Raw genomic sequence first — 14,031 nt, 5'->3', positions numbered from 1 at the left:
TCCTCCTCGACGGTCAGGGGTGCAGCTGGAGCTGGAGCGACGGGGCCGACCGGAGCATGAAGCCCGCGTCGGCCGGGGGGTCACCGGCGAACGACAGCCGGCGGTAGCGACTCAGGAGGTGCTCCACTGCGAGCTCCATCTCCAGCTTCGCCAGCAACGACCCCGAGCAGGTGTGCTCGCCGCCGCCGAACGCGCGCAACGGTCCGACGGGCGTGAACTGCGGGTCGGCGTTGTCGGCGAAGCGCCCGACGTCGAACGTGTCCGGGTCGGGGAACACGGCGGGGTCGCGGTTGGCGGCGCCGAGCAGCAGGATCAGTTTGTCCCCCGCGGCGACGGCGACGCCCCCGAGATCGGTGTCGACGCGCGCCTGCCGGACCGAGCCCTGCACCGGCGCCTTCCAGCGCAGCACCTCCGCGACAGCCGACGGCACGAGCGCGGGGTCGGCGCGCAGCCGGTCCCACTGCTCGGGGTGGCGGATGAGGCCGCCGAGCAGGTTGACCAGCGCCCGGTCGGTCGTCTCGATGCCGGCGGCGAGGAAGAACGCGGTGTTGGACTTGATCTCGGCGTCGGCGAGGCGCTGGCCCTCGTACTCGACGGTGCACAGGTCCGAGAGCAGGTCATCGCCCGGCTCGGCGCGCTTTCCGGCGATGGCCGGGTCGAGCCAGGCGTCGATCTCCTCGCGGGCCTGCACGCCGCGGTCGTGCACGGCAGGGTCGCGGGAGACGTTGGAGATGCTCGCGGCTGCGAGGTCGTGGTACCACTGCGGGAAGTTGACGGCCTCGTGCATCGTCATCAGCTCGGCGATGACCGTGAGCGGCAACGGGGTGGTGAGCCCGGCGCGGATGTCGGCGACGCCGGGCGCGGCCGGGAGGTCGGCGCCCAGCTCCTCGACCAGGGCACCGATGCGCTCGCGCAGGGTGCCGCGCAGCTCGCGGCGGTTGCGGATCCGGCGGGCGACGATGGCGGCCTTGCGACGGTGCTCGTCGCCCGTCATGTGCAGGATCGTGCGGCCGTAGATGGCGCTGCTGCCGCTGCCGGAGGCGAGCGGGCCGAACGCGTCGGCATCCTTGAAGCCGCGGGTGACCTCGGCCCAGCTGGTGACGAGCCAGGCCTGCATCGGCTCGCTCCACACGACCGGCGACTCGGCGCGCAGTCGGGCCAGGATCGGGTAGGGGTCGCCGGTCGCGGGGCCTGCGGCGTGGGCTTCGAGCTCGGCCAGTGCCGACGTGCCCGCCAGCGTCATGGGGTCCTCCCGGGTCGGACCGACGTCGATGTCAGCCCGCCGCTGATAGTAGCTATGAATCTAACGCCGCATCAGGGTCTGGTGAGCACGACCGGCATCGAGTCGTACATGTCGTGGCTGCTCGACGCGGCCGCGACCGGCGGGTTCGCCGGGTCTAGCCGCACGTCGGCGGCATAGAGGGCGCGCAGGATGCGCAGCATCGTGCCTTCCGTCGGCGCCTGCCCGTCACGCTTGGCCAGGCCCGTGACCAGCGGTCTGCCGACGCAGACGTGCGCGCCGCCGCCGAACGTCAGCCCCCACGGCCGGACCCCGGACACCTCCGGCGAGCCTCGGTAGGGGTTGAAGCCGGCGGCGTCGTCGCCGAACACATCGGGATCGCGGTTGGCCGGGGTGAACAGCAGCGCGAGGCGCTCACCCTCGGCGACCTCGCGGCCGGACGCGAGCGTCACCGCCGCGGTGGCGTAGCGCAGCAGCGTCGGGGCGGGCTGGTGCAGCCGCAACGACTCGTTGACCATGAGCCGCAGGAAGTCCGGGTCACTCCTGCGCGCGGCGTCCTCGGGATGCTCGCGCAGCCACTCCTCCATGTGCACGATCACGTGCGGGAGTGTGTGCGTCGTCGTCTGGGTGGCGGCGACCAGGAACAGCGTCGCCTCGCGGAGCGGGAACTCCTCGTCCCACTCGTCGTCCCAGTGCAGGAGCAGCAGCGTCACCAGGTCGACGGGCACGTCGTCGCGCTCGACGCGACCGGCGTGGAAGTCCTCCACGAGCTGCCTGCGGCGCCCGACGGACGGGGCGAAGAACTCCTCGACGAACTCGGCGCGCCGCGCCAGCCCGTACGCGAGCACCTCGTCGTGGTCCTTCGTCGACCACTCGACGGTCGCAGCCGCACCGAGGTCCTCCAGGAACCGGCGGAACCGCTCGGTCGCCTCCGGGGTGTCGACGCCGTCGATCCCGGTGGTCGTCGCGGCGATCCGGTGCAGCATCGCGCGCACCAGCGGGACGAGGTCGACGGTCACCGTGCCGTCGTCGCCCGCACCGTCGAGACAGTCGCGCACCATCTTCTCGACGACAGGGCTGAGCGCCTCGTGGTCGTAGTACATCAGCGCGGTGCGGTCGAAGAGCGGGTTCTCCAGCCGGCGGCGCTCGCGATGGCCGGGGCCGTCGAGCAGGAGCAGCGAGTCGGCGAACAGCGGGCGGCTCTCGGTGTGCGAACCCTGCCGGAAGTCCTTGGAGCGCAGGATCTCGTCGATCTCGCGGAAGTCGGAGATCTGCGTCATCGTCGCGATGTGCGGCGGTGGAGTCCACTCGCGCATGGGTCTCTCCCGGGGTCGTCGTCGATCCGGCGGGCCTGAATCCAGGGTCATAGTCAACAGCATCTGGGAACCCTTCTCAAGGCTCCGTTCGCTGCATACCATGACCCTTGATTGCTCCGACCCGGAGTGACCCCCGACTCCGACCCGGAGCGACCCTCGGCAAGGAGGCCGCATGCGGCGGACGGGTTCGCCCCGCGCAGTCGTCGCCGTCAGCACCGTGGCCGTCGGGCTCGGTACCGCCCCGGCGTTCCTCTTCGGGTTCCTCGGCCCCGTGCTGCAGGCCGACCTCGGCCTGTCCCGCACCCGGATCGGGCTGCTCGTCGGGCTCATGTTCGGCCTGACCGGCATCGGCTGCCTGCTCGCGGGCCGGGTCACCGAGCGCATCGGCGCCCGGTTCACCGTCGTGGCGTCGACCGTCCTGCTGCTCGTGGCGCTCTGCGTCCCGGTCCTCGCCCCGAGCTACCCGGCGCTGGTCGTGTGCGCGCTCGTGTCCGGGGTCGCGTACGCGCTGGCCAACGTCGGCACCAACGTGTCGGTGACGGCAGCGCTGCCCGTGGCACGCCACGCCGTCGGGCTCGCGGTCAAGACGGCAGGAGTGCCCGCGGCGGTGGCAGTGACCTCGTTCGTCGTGCCAGGACTGGGCGCCGCCTACGGCTGGCGGCCCGTGCTGCTGTGGTCGATCCCCGTCGTCGTGGTGGTCGGGATCGCGGCGGCGCTCGTGCTGCCGGACGCGAAGGGCCGCGCCCGCGGGCTCTCCGACGACCCCGTCGCGGCGGCACAGGGCAGGCTCCCGACCGGGTTCTGGCGGTTCACCCTCGCCGCGACGCTGCTCATCGGCGGCTCGCAGGCCATCTACTCGTGGGCGGTGCCGTTCCTGCACGAGGGCGCGGGCGCGACGCTGCCCGTCGCCGGGGTGCTGACGGCCGTGGCCTCGCTCGTCGCGCTCGCTCCGATGATCGGCGCCGCCCGGCTGGCCGACCGGCTCGGCACCTCGCGGCGGCTCCCGATGGCCGCGGCCCTGTGCGCGCTGCTCGCCGTCGCCGAGCTCGTCCTCGCGACCGGCCGGGGTCTCGCCGCCGCGGCTGTCGCACTCGTGATCGCCACGGGGGCCCAGCTGGGCGCGGTGTCGCTGATGCACGCCTCCGTCGTCGCGGCGGCGCCGCACGCGGTCGGGCGCGGCTCGGGCGCGGCGATGGCGGGGTTCTACCTCGGCGCGCTGTTCGCGGCGCCGTTGTTCGGGCTGCTCGTCGACCTCACCGGCGGCTACCCGGTCGCGTGGTTGATCGGGGCCGCGCTGACGGCGGCGTCGGCCCTGTGCTTCCTGTGGTGCCGGTCCGTGGGGAGAACCGCGCTCACCACAGGTCCCGCATCGCCCCCCACGGCCCGCCCTGCGCACTGATGCCGCCGTCGACGGTGACGACCTGCCCGGAGATCATCGCCGCCGCCGGCGAGACCAGGAACGCGGCGACCTCGGCGATGTCGGACGGCGTGCACAGCCGCCCGACCGGCGTGTTGTCGACGAGCAGCGCCCGGACGTCCTCGCGGCCGCCCAGGTAGGTCTCCAGCGAGTCGGTGAGCACCGGGCCGGGGACGATCGTGTTGGCGGTGACGCCGCGCGGGCCCAGCTCGACCGCCCACGAGCGGGTCAGCGCCTCCAGCGCGGCCTTGGCCCCACCGAGCAGGCCGTGCCCGGACTGCGCGAACCGCGCGTCGAGGCCGCCGATCGTGAGGATCCGGCCGCCGGGGCCCATCGTCGGGGCGCAGCGGTGCACCAGCTCCACCAGCGAGTCGACGACGGTGGCGAACGTCAGCCGGCTGTGGCGGCCGGCGAGGTCGGTGAGCGGCCGGAACGCCGTCGACGCCGCGTTGGCGACGAGGGTGTCGACGTGGCCGAACCGGTCGAGCACGGCGTCGGTGAGCTCGTCGAGCTCGTCGGGGTCGGCCAGGTCGGCGAGCGCGACGATGCTCTCCGCGCCCGCGTCGGCCAGCACCTTGGCCACCTCGTCGGCGGCCGCGGCGTCGCGGCGACCGTGGACGACGCAGTCGTGGTCGGCGGCGAGGCGTTCCAGGATCGCGCGGCCGATGCCGCGCGTGCTGCCCGTGACGACCGCGACCCGACGGGCCATCAGAGGCTCAGCAGCCGCGCGATGTTCCCGCCCAGGATCGCGTCGGTGTCGTCGTCGGAGAACCCGAGGTCGCGGATCGTCGCGATCTCCGCGGCCGGGTCGGCCATGGGCCAGTCCGAGGCGAAGCAGATCCGCTCCGGGCCGTGCTTGCTGATGATCTCGCGCACGCGGCGAGTATCCAGGGTGGCGAGACCGGGCGGCCAGGAGGTGTCGAGGTGCACCGGCAGCCCGATGACGATCTCCGCGGCCTCCTCGAACCGCTTGTAGCCGCCGAAGTGGCACGCGATCAGGTCGAGCCGCGGGAACTGCCGGACGAGCTCGGCGAGCATCGCGGGGCTGCACCGGTCGCCGGGGTCGTCGCCCGCGCCGCCGACGTGCACGATCACCGCGAACTCCCCCGACATCGCGTCGAGCGTGGCGAGCAGCCGCGGGTCGTCGAGGGTGAGCTGCTGGAACATCGGGTGCACCTTGGCCCCGCGCAGGCCGTGGGCCCGCAGGCTGGCGACGTTCTCCTCCGGCGAGAGCCCGGGGTGCACGGACCCGAACCCGATGAACCGGTCCGGGTCGAGCGAGCCTGCGAAGCGGTTGGCGTTGCCGACGCGGTCAGGGGTGTTGGCGATGCCCAGGCACACCGAGCGGTCGACGCCCGATGCGGCCATGACCTCGGTCAGCGACGAGACGGTGCCGTCGCCGAAACGCCTCAGGTCCGCGGGTGATCCTGCGATCGCCTTGCGCGCCACCGCGTCGGGGTAGACGTGGGTGTGGCCGTCGATGATCACAGCTTGCTGACCTCGCCCCCGTCGATCACCAGCACCGACCCGCTCACGAAGTCCGAGAGCGGCGACGCGAGGTAGCAGACGAGCGGGCCGAACTCGGCCGGATCCGCCATCCGGCCCGCCGGGATCTTGCGCAGCCGCCGCGCGAGAACGTCCGGCGAGCCCGTCACCGCCGCCTGCGCGTCCGTGGTGAACGCGCCGGGGGCGATCGCGTTGACCTGGATGCCGAACGGGGCCCACTCCGCGCCGAGCGCCTTGGTGAACTGCACCAGCGCGCCCTTCGACGCCGAGTACGACACCAGGATCGGCTTGCCGTTGATCCCCGACGTGCTCGCGATGTTGATGACCTTGCCGGAGCGCTGCGCGAGGAAGTGCCTCCCCGCCGCCCGGGCGAGGACCGCGGGGGCGGCGACGTTGACCGCGAACACCTCGTCCCACTCGGCCTGCGGCTGCGCGGAGAACGTGCCCGCGGGCGCGATCCCGGCGTTGTTGACGACGACGTCGAGCCGCCCGAACCGCTCCACCGCCAGGTCGGCCAGCGCGGCGACGGCGTCGGCGTCGCGCATGTCGACCGTCGCGACCGCGATCTTCTCCGGGGCCGTGGCCTGCAGCTTCTCCAGTGCGTCCGTGGTCCGCGCCGCGGCGAGCACGAGTGCGCCCTCCGCGACCAGCGCCTCGACCGCCGCCGCGCCGAGCCCGCGGCTCGCGCCGGTGACGATCGCGACCTTCCCGTCGAGACGGAGATCCATCAGCGTCCCTTCGCAGCGATCTCGGCGACCGCTCGTTTGGCGATCTTGCCGACCGCGTTCTTCGGCAGCGAGTCCATCGTCAGCACCCGTTCCGGGATCTTGATGCTCGGCAGCCCCGCCGCCTTGCAGTGCGCCCGGATCTCCGCCTCGTCGACACCCGACCCCTCCCGCAGCGCGACCGCCGCGAGCACCGACTCGCCCCACTCCGCGTCGGGCATCCCGACCACGGCCGCCTCGATCACGGCCGGGTGCGAGTACAGGACGTGCTCGATCTCCGACGGCGTGATGTTGTAGCCGCCGCGGATGATCAGGTCCTTCATCCGGTCGACGATGTAGAGGTAGCCGCCGTCGTCGAACATGCCGACGTCACCGGACCGGACCCAGCCCTCGACCAGCGTCTCCGCCGTCTTCTCCGGGTTCCGGTGGTAGCCGCGCATCGTGTACGGCGTGTGGAACCGCACCTCGCCGCGCTCGCCGGGCGCGCAGTCGTTCCCCTCGGGGTCGACGACGCGGACGTCGGCGAGGTAGGACGCCCGGCCCGCCGAGGCCATCAGCCCGGTGCGGCCGGCCGCGATCTGCCGGTGGTCGTCCTGGGTCAGCATCGTCGCGATCGAGGCGATCTCGGCCATGCCGTAGAGCTGGCTGAACACCGGCCCGAACCGGCCGACCAGCTCGCCGACGCGGTCGTGCGCGATGGGCGCGGCGCCGTAGCCGATCGACGTCAGCGTCGCGACGTCGTCGTGCCCGAGCCCGGCCTCCAGGACGCGGTAGAGCTGCGTCGGCACCAGGTACGTGTGCGTGGCGGCCTGCTTCGTCGCCTCCGCGGCGAACTGGCCAGGGTCGAAGCCGCGGCCGTCGAGGAACCCGACCGCGCCGCCGAGGAAGAACGTGGGTGCCAGCGTGATCTGCACGCTGGAGTTGTGCGGGATCGTCGTGAGCCAGCGCGAGTGCCGCGACATCCCGTACTCCAGCCCCGCGACCATGGCGTGGGTCGCGACGGCCTGGGCGTCGAACAGGATTCCCTTCGGCGCCCCGGTCGTCCCGCTGGTGTAGACGATGCAGAACTCGTCCGACGGGGCGCGGGAGTGCAGTGTCGGCGGGGCCGTCGCCGACGCCGCCGTGAGCCCGCCCCAGCCGGCGTCGGACGGGTCGTCGACGTCCACCACGGTCAGCCCGAACTCGTCGGCCAGGGTCGCCGCCATCTCGCGGAACGGCGCCTCGGTGACCAGCACCCGGGCCGCTGCGTTGCCGAGGATCGCGCGGTACTCCTCCAGGCTCATCCGGAAGTTGAGCCCGCAGTAGACCGCCGCCGACTTGGTGACGCCGACGATCGCCTCCGCGACCTCCAGCCTGTTGCGCAGCAGCACCGCGACCCGGTCACCCGGCGCGACGCCGTACCGGCCGGTCAGGAGGTTGGCCAGCCGGTTCGTGCGGTCGTCGAGCTCCCGGTAGCTCAGCGTGCGGTCGCCCTCGAACGCCGCGTCGGCGTCGGGGGTCTTGCGGGCGTGCGCCGACACGGCGACACCGATGTCCATGACAGAAGACCCCTCAGACGTAGAGCACGACGTCGCCGCCCTCGACCACGACCTCGTAGGTGCGCACGCGCAGCTTGTCGGGGTCGACGATCGAGCGGCCGGTGGCAAGGGTGAACTCGTAGCCGTGCCACGGGCAGACGATGTACTCGTTGTGCCGCACGTAGGAGTACTCGTGGGCCGGGGTGCTCTCCATCGTGCCCTTGACCACGCCCTCGCACAGCGGAGCGCCGTGGTGCGGGCAGTTGTTGCGCAGGGCGTGGAACCGTCCGCCGACGTTGATCACGCCGATGGAGCGGCCGCCGACGTCGACGATCCGCCGCTCGCCCCACGGGAAGTCCGCCAGCTTCTCGACCACGACGCGGGTGCCGCGGCCGGTGCCGGGGCCCGACGTGCCGGGGTTCGTCGACACGGTCTCAGTCAAGGCGGTCTCCGTAGACGGCGCGCGGGGTGTCGACGAGGATCTTCTGCCGCAGCTCCTTGGAGACGGACTGCAGCGAACGCTCCGGGTTGTCGAAGTCCCAGTGCGGGTAGTCGGAGGAGAACATCAGCGTCCGGTCGGCGTGCAGCATCTCCATCAGCGGCGCGATGTGCTTGGTGTCGTGCGGCTCGATGAACGGCTGCGTCGTGAAGCGGATGTGGTCGAGCAGGTACTCCGACGGTGGCCGCGTCAGCCACGGGACCTCGTTGCGCAGGCCCTTCCAGTCGCGGTCGAGCTTCCACATGACTTCCAGCGCCCAGAGGAAGCCGCCCTCGGCGATGATGTACCTGAGCTTCGGGAACTTCTCGAACACGCCGTGGCAGATCATGCTCAACGTGTTCGACTGGTGGATCTGGCCCAGTGCGGTGTGCCACTCCAGGTAGAACGTCGGGGTGCCGGCCATCCGCGGCGCCTTGGCGAAGACGTTCTCGCAGCCCGACGGGTGCACGATCAGCGGCAGCTCGTGGCGTGCGCAGGCCTCGTAGATGGGCCAGTAGTGCTTCTCCCCCATCAGGATCTCACCGAGCGGCATGAACACCGCGACGATCCCGTCGCGCTTGGCCACCCGGTCGATCTCCGTGACGGCGGCCTCCGGGTCCTGCGGGGCGACGACGAGCGCGCCGCGCCAGCGCACGTCGTTCTGCAGCCAGCGCTCGCACATCCACTCGTTGTAGGCCGAGGCGATGGTGGCGGCGACCATGCCGTCGGGCATCGCGCCGATGCCCAGGCACTGCCCGGCGAGCAGCACGGCCCGGTAGATGCCGTGCTTGTCGAGCAGGTGCTGGGCGGTGAAGTCGGGGTCGGTCGCGGGCGGCATGCCCGGCCGGGCGGCGTCCTCGCGGTAGGCGCCCGCGGCGTTGATGTAGAGGTAGTCCAGCGGCAGCGTGAACTGGGCTGCGGCCATGCCCTTCGCCCAGTCGTCACCGCTGACGCCGAGCCGGTTGCGCCACGTCTGCGTCATGTACGGGGTGAGGTCCCGGATGCCGTCGACGAAGTTCGGGTGCACGTCCGAGTCGATGATCCCGGTCTTCTTCGGGTCACTGCGCTCCGCTTCCCGCGGTGCCTCGATGGTCGTCATGGCCCTCTCCCTTCGGGTCAGCGCGCCCGGCCGAGCAGCGCGAGGTTGTAGTACTGGGCGCCCGAACCAGCGCCGGACGCGATCGCGACCTCGGCACCGGCCACCTGCCGGTCGCCGCACGTGCCGCGCAGCTGGCGCACGGCTTCGACGAGCTTGAGTGTCGGCCCGCCCCACCCGATGTGGCTGCACGCCAGCAGCCCGCCGTCGGTGCATGTGGGAAGCTTGCCGTCGAGGCCGATGCCGGTCGCGAGCGCGAAGTCGGTGCCCTCGCCGGGTCCGCAGAAGCCCAGTGCCTCGAACTGGCGGGCCACCTCGAGGGAGTTGACGTCGTAGAGCTGCGCGACGTCGACGTCGGACGGGCCGAGCCCGGCCTGGGTGAAGGCCTTCGCCGCCGCCCGTGACCCGATCGTCCACGCCTGCTCGTAGCGGGCGGGGTCGACGTACTGCTGGCGCAGCCACTCCATGCCCGCGCCGAGCACGACGACCGGCGGGTGCGGCAGGTCGCGGGCCCGTTGCAGGGTGGTGACGACGACGGCCGCGCCGCCCTCGGACGCCAGGCACAGGTCGAGCAGCGTGAAGGGGTCGACGATCGGCGTCGCGGCCAGCACGTCCTCGGCGGTGTAGGGGCCGCGCCCGGCCATGACGGCCTCGGGGTTGGCCGCGCCGACGTTGCGGATCGTCGCGGCGATCTCGGCCATCCCCTGGCGCGCATGCGGGTAGCGGGCCAGATGGCGTTGCGCGACCAGCGCGAAGTGGGCGGAGGTGAACGCCCCGAACGGGGCGACGAACTCGTTGCCGGGCTGGGTGTAGGCGGCGACGCTGCCACCGCCGAGCACCCCGGCCTGGCCGCCGGTGATCAGCACGGTGGTGGCCTGACCGGTCATGATCGCGCCGGCGGCGTCGAGAAGGGCGGGCACGCCCTGCGGGTAGGAGTCGCCGATCCAGTCCAGCGGCACCCCGAGCAGCGTCGACCAGTCGGCCGACCCGGGAGCGAGCACGGTGCCCCCTGGGCCGGGCCAGCGCGCGGCGATGCCGTCGAGATCGGTGTGGCGCAGGCCGGCGTCGGCGAGGGCGAGCTTCGCGGCGTCGAGCGCGACCTGCAGCGAGTTGCGGTCGGATCGCTTCTGTTGCGGGGTCAGCCCGACCCCGACGATCGCGACCTCGTCGATCCTCACGGGAGGACCTCGGTGAATGCAGGGAGGGTCCGACCATCGCGCTCGATCCACGCCACCTGCACGGGCGTGTCGATCGCCGGGAGGCGCCCGTCGGGGCCGTCGACGAACTCGGTGAGGATGCTCCAGCCCTCGTCGAGGTCGACGATGCCGAGCCGGAACGGCACGGCGAACCCGGGGCTCGGCGGCTTGTGCACGACGGTCGCGCTGTAGACGCGACCGCGGCCGGCGCTGTGTTCGTAGGTCCAGTCCTCCGACAGGCACGTGGGGCACGCGACCTGCGGGGTGAAGAAGTTGCGGCCGCACGCGCGGCACACCGGGCGGACGAGCTCGCGGCGGCTCGCGGCCGCCCAGAACGCGTCGGTCAGCCCCGGGGCCGGGGCGGTCACGGGTTCACTCCCCACCGACGAGCAGCCGGTGCGCGGCCTCCTTGACCGTCATCCCGACCTCGACCCCGCGCGCGGCGGCGGCCTCGTTGTGCGCGCTGATCAGCCCGTGCTCGTAACCGAGGAAGGCGTCGCCGACCGGGGCGGTGGTGCCGTCGATGCAGGCGCCCGCGAGGCCGGCCTCGTCGGCGGTGACCAGCCCGGAGACGCCGGAGCGGTTCTTGCTCATGCCGCCGTCGTGGCAGATGAAGCCCCACGGCTTGGCCTCGAGGAGGAACTTCGCGCCACTGCGGCCGGTGTGCCCGGCGGTGACGAGCACGCTGCGGTTCTCGTCCTCGGGGTAGGCCCAGACGATCGAGTCGGTGACGACGACGCGCCGCCCGCTCGAGTGGGTCTCCATGATCTCGCGGCGGACCTTGTTGCCGACCTCGACGTCGGTCGGGTCGTTGGCGAGCAGGATCTCGGCGGCCTCGGAGACGGCCATGCCGGGCTTCACGCCGCACGTCTCGGCGACGTAGTTGACGTGCTTGACGACGCCGTTGCGGTAGAGGTCCTCGCCGTTGCCCATCTCGGCGGTCATGCCGTCCGCGGTGGCGGCGGCGATCCCGAGGGCCTCGAGGTACCAGAGCCCCGCGATGCCGGCGCCGTCCTTGCCGACGCACGCGTCGTGCCCGATGACGCCGCGCGGGCGGTGGATCGCCATCATCCGCGCCGGCAGGACCCCGACGTAGGAGGCCGGGACGACGACGTCGCGCCCGGTGTTGCGGGCGTCGACGTAGCGGGCCGAGTCCATGGTGCAGATCCGGCCGCGGTCGCGCTCGACCACGATGTCCTGCGGGTGGTCCTGCTCCCGCTCCAGCAGCGTCTTGCCGTCCATGCGCGATCCTGACGTCGTCGTCGGTCCTGCGAGGGCGCCGACCACCGATCGGCGCCTGAATCTCTGTATATCATTAACAGCAGCAGCGATCCAGGGTCGCCTACGCCACGCCGCCCGCCGCACACGACGGCGCCGCCTCCCAGGATGCGGGAAGCGGCGCTGTGGAGCCAGGTGGGACCGGGATCAGGTCCCGTACATCTCCCAGCTGAGGACCTCGTCCATCTGCCGCTGGTAGTGCCGCTCGAAGTAGGCGAGCGTGTCGTCCATGTGTGCGCGCATCGCGGCCTCGGCCTTGTCGCCCTGGCCGGACTCGATGCCGATGCACACCGCGTCGTGCGCCTGCCACACCAGCTTGCGGAACCGCCGCGGGTAGTCGACCCCGAGGACCGTGCCGTCGGTGATCCAGTGCAGCGAGTTGATGCAGTAGCCGAACAACGGGTTGTCCGAGCCCCAGGCCACGAGGTCGTGGAAGCGGCGGTTCTCGTCGAGGAACGCGTCGCGGTCGTCGAGGCTCGCGCCCATGAGGTCGACCGAGGCGCGCAGGTCGGCCACCAGCCCGGCGTCGCCACGCTCGGCGCACAGCCGGGCCGTCAGCGGTTCGAGCAGCTGCCGGGTCTCGATGACCGCGCGGAACGGCGTGTCGGCGAACTGCATCAGCAGTGCCAGGGTGCTCGCCAGGTGCCGCGAGTCGGGCGAGGTGATCACCGGGCCGCCGCCGGGGCCGGGCCGGATCGTCAGCACACCCTGCAGCTCCAGGACCCGCAGCGCCTCGCGCAACGTGTTGCGCCCGACGTTGTAGGTCTCGAGCATGTCCCGCTCCGGCGGCAGGTGGCTGCCCGGCTGCAGGTTGCGGTCCTTGATCTCCTTGACGATCCGCTGCGCGATGACGGTGGCGCGCTTGGGCGGCATCCCCGTCGGCGCCGAGCGCGGCGCGACGTCCCTGCGGACGACGGACATGTAGGCCCCCTGCTCCTGCGACCCCGAACTGCTCCGCGACACCCCCGCCCGACAGCCGGTCGGTGGTGCCAGATCCTGACGATCATACTCAGCAATCGGACGAACAGTCCGGATGGCCCCGGCCGGGCCGGGCAGACGCTACCCCGACCGGCCGGGCCCGCCGGTCACCCCACCGGCATCCCGACGGTGCCACCGAGCGCTTTCCAGGTGAGCCGGCTGCTGACGAGGCACTTGGCGCTCGGGTCGTCGACCTCCACGATCGGCACCTTGTCGCCCGGAACGCCTGGTGCCAGGTGCTGTGCGCGGCGATGCCCCGGTCGGCGACGGCGAGGTGGTCGACGTCGAGCTGCAGCACGTCGGTGCCGTCATCGCCATGCCCTGGCAGAAACCGCGGATCGCGTCGGAGTCGGGCATCTCGTCGTAGCTGTCCCAGGCCTTCTCGAGATCGAGAGCAGCCATCAGTGGGCTCCTCTCGTGGTGGTGGGCGCGTTCGGACGAGATTCAGCCGGCGACGTCGCGGGACTCGATCACGCCTTGCGCCGCGGGCAGCCAGGACGCGACACCCGCGAACGGCATGGCGACCAGCGTCGCCTCGACGAGCTGCTCCTCGGTGGCCCCGGCGCGCCGCGCACCGCGGGAGTGGATGGCCACGAACCGCGGCTGGTACTCGGCGGCGTTGACCGCGCAGAGCAGCAGCTCCATGTCGCGGGCCGGCAGCGGGGTCTCCCCCAGCGACGACTCGCGCATCAGGAAGTAGCCCTCCAGCCCCGCGCCGACCCGGTCGCCGAGCAGCTCGACGTAGTCGGGCACGACGCCGAAGTACTGCTGGAAGTAGGCGAAGGCGCCCGGGACGTCGGCGGTGAAGCCGTCGGTCGCGCCGGCGCCCGCCGGGGCGTGCTCTGCGGGCCCGTACGCGGCGTCGGTGGCGGCGACGAACAGCCCGTGCGGGACGACGCCGCGCGAGATCAGCAGGCCGACCGAGGCACCTTCGGCGTGCTCGCGCGGCACACCGGCCTTGGCGGCGACGGCGAGGAAGTGGCCGACGAGCGCCTCGTCGCGCTTGACCGCGCAGATGGCCGCGGCGAACAACGCCTTGAGACCGACCGGCAGCGTCCCGTCCGTGGTGATGACGTCCGCGACCCGGGCGAGGCCCTCGACGAACTTCGGCGTCGACACCTCGAGCCGTGGCAGCCAGGGCGCCTCACCGACCAGCTCCGCGGTGCGTCGCCCGCCCGACGTCGAGACCGTGCCTGTCATGGTGACCACTCCTCGTCGAGTACACCGGCCGAGTCACCGACAGGGGGGCGCACCGGCCCGTCACGCTGTCGCTCAGCTCACCAA

General features: G+C 72.3%; 15 protein-coding genes. 2 read left to right on the top strand and 13 right to left on the bottom strand.

Translation table 11 applies throughout. The annotated features are described in order from the left end of the window. Positions 1-13: 13 nt before the first annotated feature. Together TOK_RS06250 and TOK_RS06245 are read right to left on the bottom strand one after the other, a co-directional pair. Complete coding sequence (locus tag TOK_RS06250; RefSeq protein WP_098956841.1) at positions 14-1,243, bottom strand: cytochrome P450; 1,230 nt, start codon at positions 1,241-1,243, stop codon at positions 14-16. A 71-nt stretch (positions 1,244-1,314) separates the two neighbouring features. After that, on the bottom strand, positions 1,315-2,556 hold the full coding sequence (locus tag TOK_RS06245) for a cytochrome P450 (RefSeq protein WP_172457439.1): 1,242 nt from the start codon (positions 2,554-2,556) through the stop codon (positions 1,315-1,317). A 172-nt stretch (positions 2,557-2,728) separates the two neighbouring features. On the opposite strand from TOK_RS06245, the gene TOK_RS06240 reads away from it, so the two are divergent. Then, positions 2,729-3,955 carry a nitrate/nitrite transporter gene (locus tag TOK_RS06240; protein WP_098956839.1) on the top strand — a complete coding sequence of 409 codons (1,227 nt, stop codon included), beginning with the start codon at positions 2,729-2,731 and terminating at the stop codon, positions 3,953-3,955. Here TOK_RS06240 and TOK_RS06235 read toward each other — a convergent pair. The 10 genes from TOK_RS06235 to TOK_RS06195 all read right to left on the bottom strand — a co-directional run bounded on the left by TOK_RS06235 (position 3,909) and on the right by TOK_RS06195 (position 12,690). After that, positions 3,909-4,682 carry an SDR family NAD(P)-dependent oxidoreductase gene (locus TOK_RS06235; protein WP_098956838.1) on the bottom strand — a complete coding sequence of 258 codons (774 nt, stop codon included), beginning with the start codon at positions 4,680-4,682 and terminating at the stop codon, positions 3,909-3,911. The two genes, TOK_RS06240 and TOK_RS06235, sit on opposite strands and share 47 nt — an antisense overlap. Next, positions 4,682-5,461: an amidohydrolase family protein gene (locus tag TOK_RS06230; protein WP_098956837.1), complete on the bottom strand. Its 780-nt coding sequence runs from the start codon at positions 5,459-5,461 to the stop codon at positions 4,682-4,684. The genes TOK_RS06235 and TOK_RS06230 overlap by 1 nt, the downstream gene beginning before the upstream one ends. Next, entirely contained in the window at positions 5,458-6,207 is a 750-nt protein-coding gene (locus TOK_RS06225; protein ID WP_098956836.1) for an SDR family NAD(P)-dependent oxidoreductase, read from the bottom strand. Before TOK_RS06225 ends, TOK_RS06230 begins: the two co-directional genes overlap by 4 nt. Then, on the bottom strand, positions 6,207-7,742 hold the full coding sequence (locus TOK_RS06220; protein WP_098956835.1) for a class I adenylate-forming enzyme family protein: 1,536 nt from the start codon (positions 7,740-7,742) through the stop codon (positions 6,207-6,209). Before TOK_RS06220 ends, TOK_RS06225 begins: the two co-directional genes overlap by 1 nt. Positions 7,743-7,755: 13 nt before the next feature. Further along, positions 7,756-8,163: a Rieske (2Fe-2S) protein gene (locus TOK_RS06215; RefSeq protein WP_253258212.1), complete on the bottom strand. Its 408-nt coding sequence runs from the start codon at positions 8,161-8,163 to the stop codon at positions 7,756-7,758. Next, entirely contained in the window at positions 8,156-9,298 is a 1,143-nt protein-coding gene (locus TOK_RS32380) for an amidohydrolase family protein (RefSeq protein ID WP_172457438.1), read from the bottom strand. The genes TOK_RS06215 and TOK_RS32380 overlap by 8 nt, the downstream gene beginning before the upstream one ends. A 17-nt stretch (positions 9,299-9,315) precedes the next feature. Further along, entirely contained in the window at positions 9,316-10,473 is a 1,158-nt protein-coding gene (locus TOK_RS32375; RefSeq protein WP_172457437.1) for a thiolase family protein, read from the bottom strand. Further along, positions 10,470-10,859 (bottom strand): Zn-ribbon domain-containing OB-fold protein, encoded by a 390-nt coding sequence (locus TOK_RS06205; RefSeq protein ID WP_172457436.1) that lies wholly within the window; start codon positions 10,857-10,859, stop codon positions 10,470-10,472. The genes TOK_RS32375 and TOK_RS06205 overlap by 4 nt, the downstream gene beginning before the upstream one ends. Positions 10,860-10,863: 4 nt before the next feature. Further along, the gene (locus TOK_RS06200) at positions 10,864-11,733 is read right to left on the bottom strand and encodes a hypothetical protein (RefSeq protein WP_098956833.1); all 870 of its coding nucleotides are present in this window, start codon (positions 11,731-11,733) and stop codon (positions 10,864-10,866) included. A 183-nt stretch (positions 11,734-11,916) separates the two neighbouring features. Then, entirely contained in the window at positions 11,917-12,690 is a 774-nt protein-coding gene (locus tag TOK_RS06195; RefSeq protein ID WP_141566280.1) for a FadR/GntR family transcriptional regulator, read from the bottom strand. Between the two features lie 286 nt (positions 12,691-12,976). Between TOK_RS06195 and TOK_RS32370 the strand changes: the two genes are divergently transcribed. Further along, the gene (locus TOK_RS32370; protein ID WP_172457435.1) at positions 12,977-13,114 is read left to right on the top strand and encodes a hypothetical protein; all 138 of its coding nucleotides are present in this window, start codon (positions 12,977-12,979) and stop codon (positions 13,112-13,114) included. Between the two features lie 77 nt (positions 13,115-13,191). Here TOK_RS32370 and TOK_RS06190 read toward each other — a convergent pair whose 3' ends face one another. Next, complete coding sequence (locus TOK_RS06190; RefSeq protein WP_141566279.1) at positions 13,192-13,947, bottom strand: carboxymuconolactone decarboxylase family protein; 756 nt, start codon at positions 13,945-13,947, stop codon at positions 13,192-13,194. Positions 13,948-14,031: the final 84 nt, after the last annotated feature.

Origin of the sequence: Pseudonocardia sp. N23 (assembly GCF_002583555.1) — a bacterium.
GTDB lineage: Bacteria > Actinomycetota > Actinomycetes > Mycobacteriales > Pseudonocardiaceae > Pseudonocardia.
The sequence above is the reverse complement of the archived record's forward strand: the minus strand, read 5'-3'. Positions and strand labels throughout refer to the sequence as shown.

What these genes read in the sequence shown, in the direction of transcription:
- TOK_RS32380 (WP_172457438.1), bottom strand. Translation starts at nt 9,298, where the DNA reads ATGACGACCATCGAGGCACCGCGGGAAGCGGAGCGCAGTGACCCGAAG.
- TOK_RS06190 (WP_141566279.1), bottom strand. Translation starts at nt 13,947, where the DNA reads ATGACAGGCACGGTCTCGACGTCGGGCGGGCGACGCACCGCGGAGCTG.
- TOK_RS06200 (WP_098956833.1), bottom strand. Translation starts at nt 11,733, where the DNA reads ATGGACGGCAAGACGCTGCTGGAGCGGGAGCAGGACCACCCGCAGGAC.
- TOK_RS06245 (WP_172457439.1), bottom strand. Translation starts at nt 2,556, where the DNA reads ATGCGCGAGTGGACTCCACCGCCGCACATCGCGACGATGACGCAGATC.
- TOK_RS06240 (WP_098956839.1), top strand. Translation starts at nt 2,729, where the DNA reads ATGCGGCGGACGGGTTCGCCCCGCGCAGTCGTCGCCGTCAGCACCGTG.
- TOK_RS06250 (WP_098956841.1), bottom strand. Translation starts at nt 1,243, where the DNA reads ATGACGCTGGCGGGCACGTCGGCACTGGCCGAGCTCGAAGCCCACGCC.
- TOK_RS06225 (WP_098956836.1), bottom strand. Translation starts at nt 6,207, where the DNA reads ATGGATCTCCGTCTCGACGGGAAGGTCGCGATCGTCACCGGCGCGAGC.
- TOK_RS06235 (WP_098956838.1), bottom strand. Translation starts at nt 4,682, where the DNA reads ATGGCCCGTCGGGTCGCGGTCGTCACGGGCAGCACGCGCGGCATCGGC.
- TOK_RS06220 (WP_098956835.1), bottom strand. Translation starts at nt 7,742, where the DNA reads ATGGACATCGGTGTCGCCGTGTCGGCGCACGCCCGCAAGACCCCCGAC.
- TOK_RS06195 (WP_141566280.1), bottom strand. Translation starts at nt 12,690, where the DNA reads ATGTCCGTCGTCCGCAGGGACGTCGCGCCGCGCTCGGCGCCGACGGGG.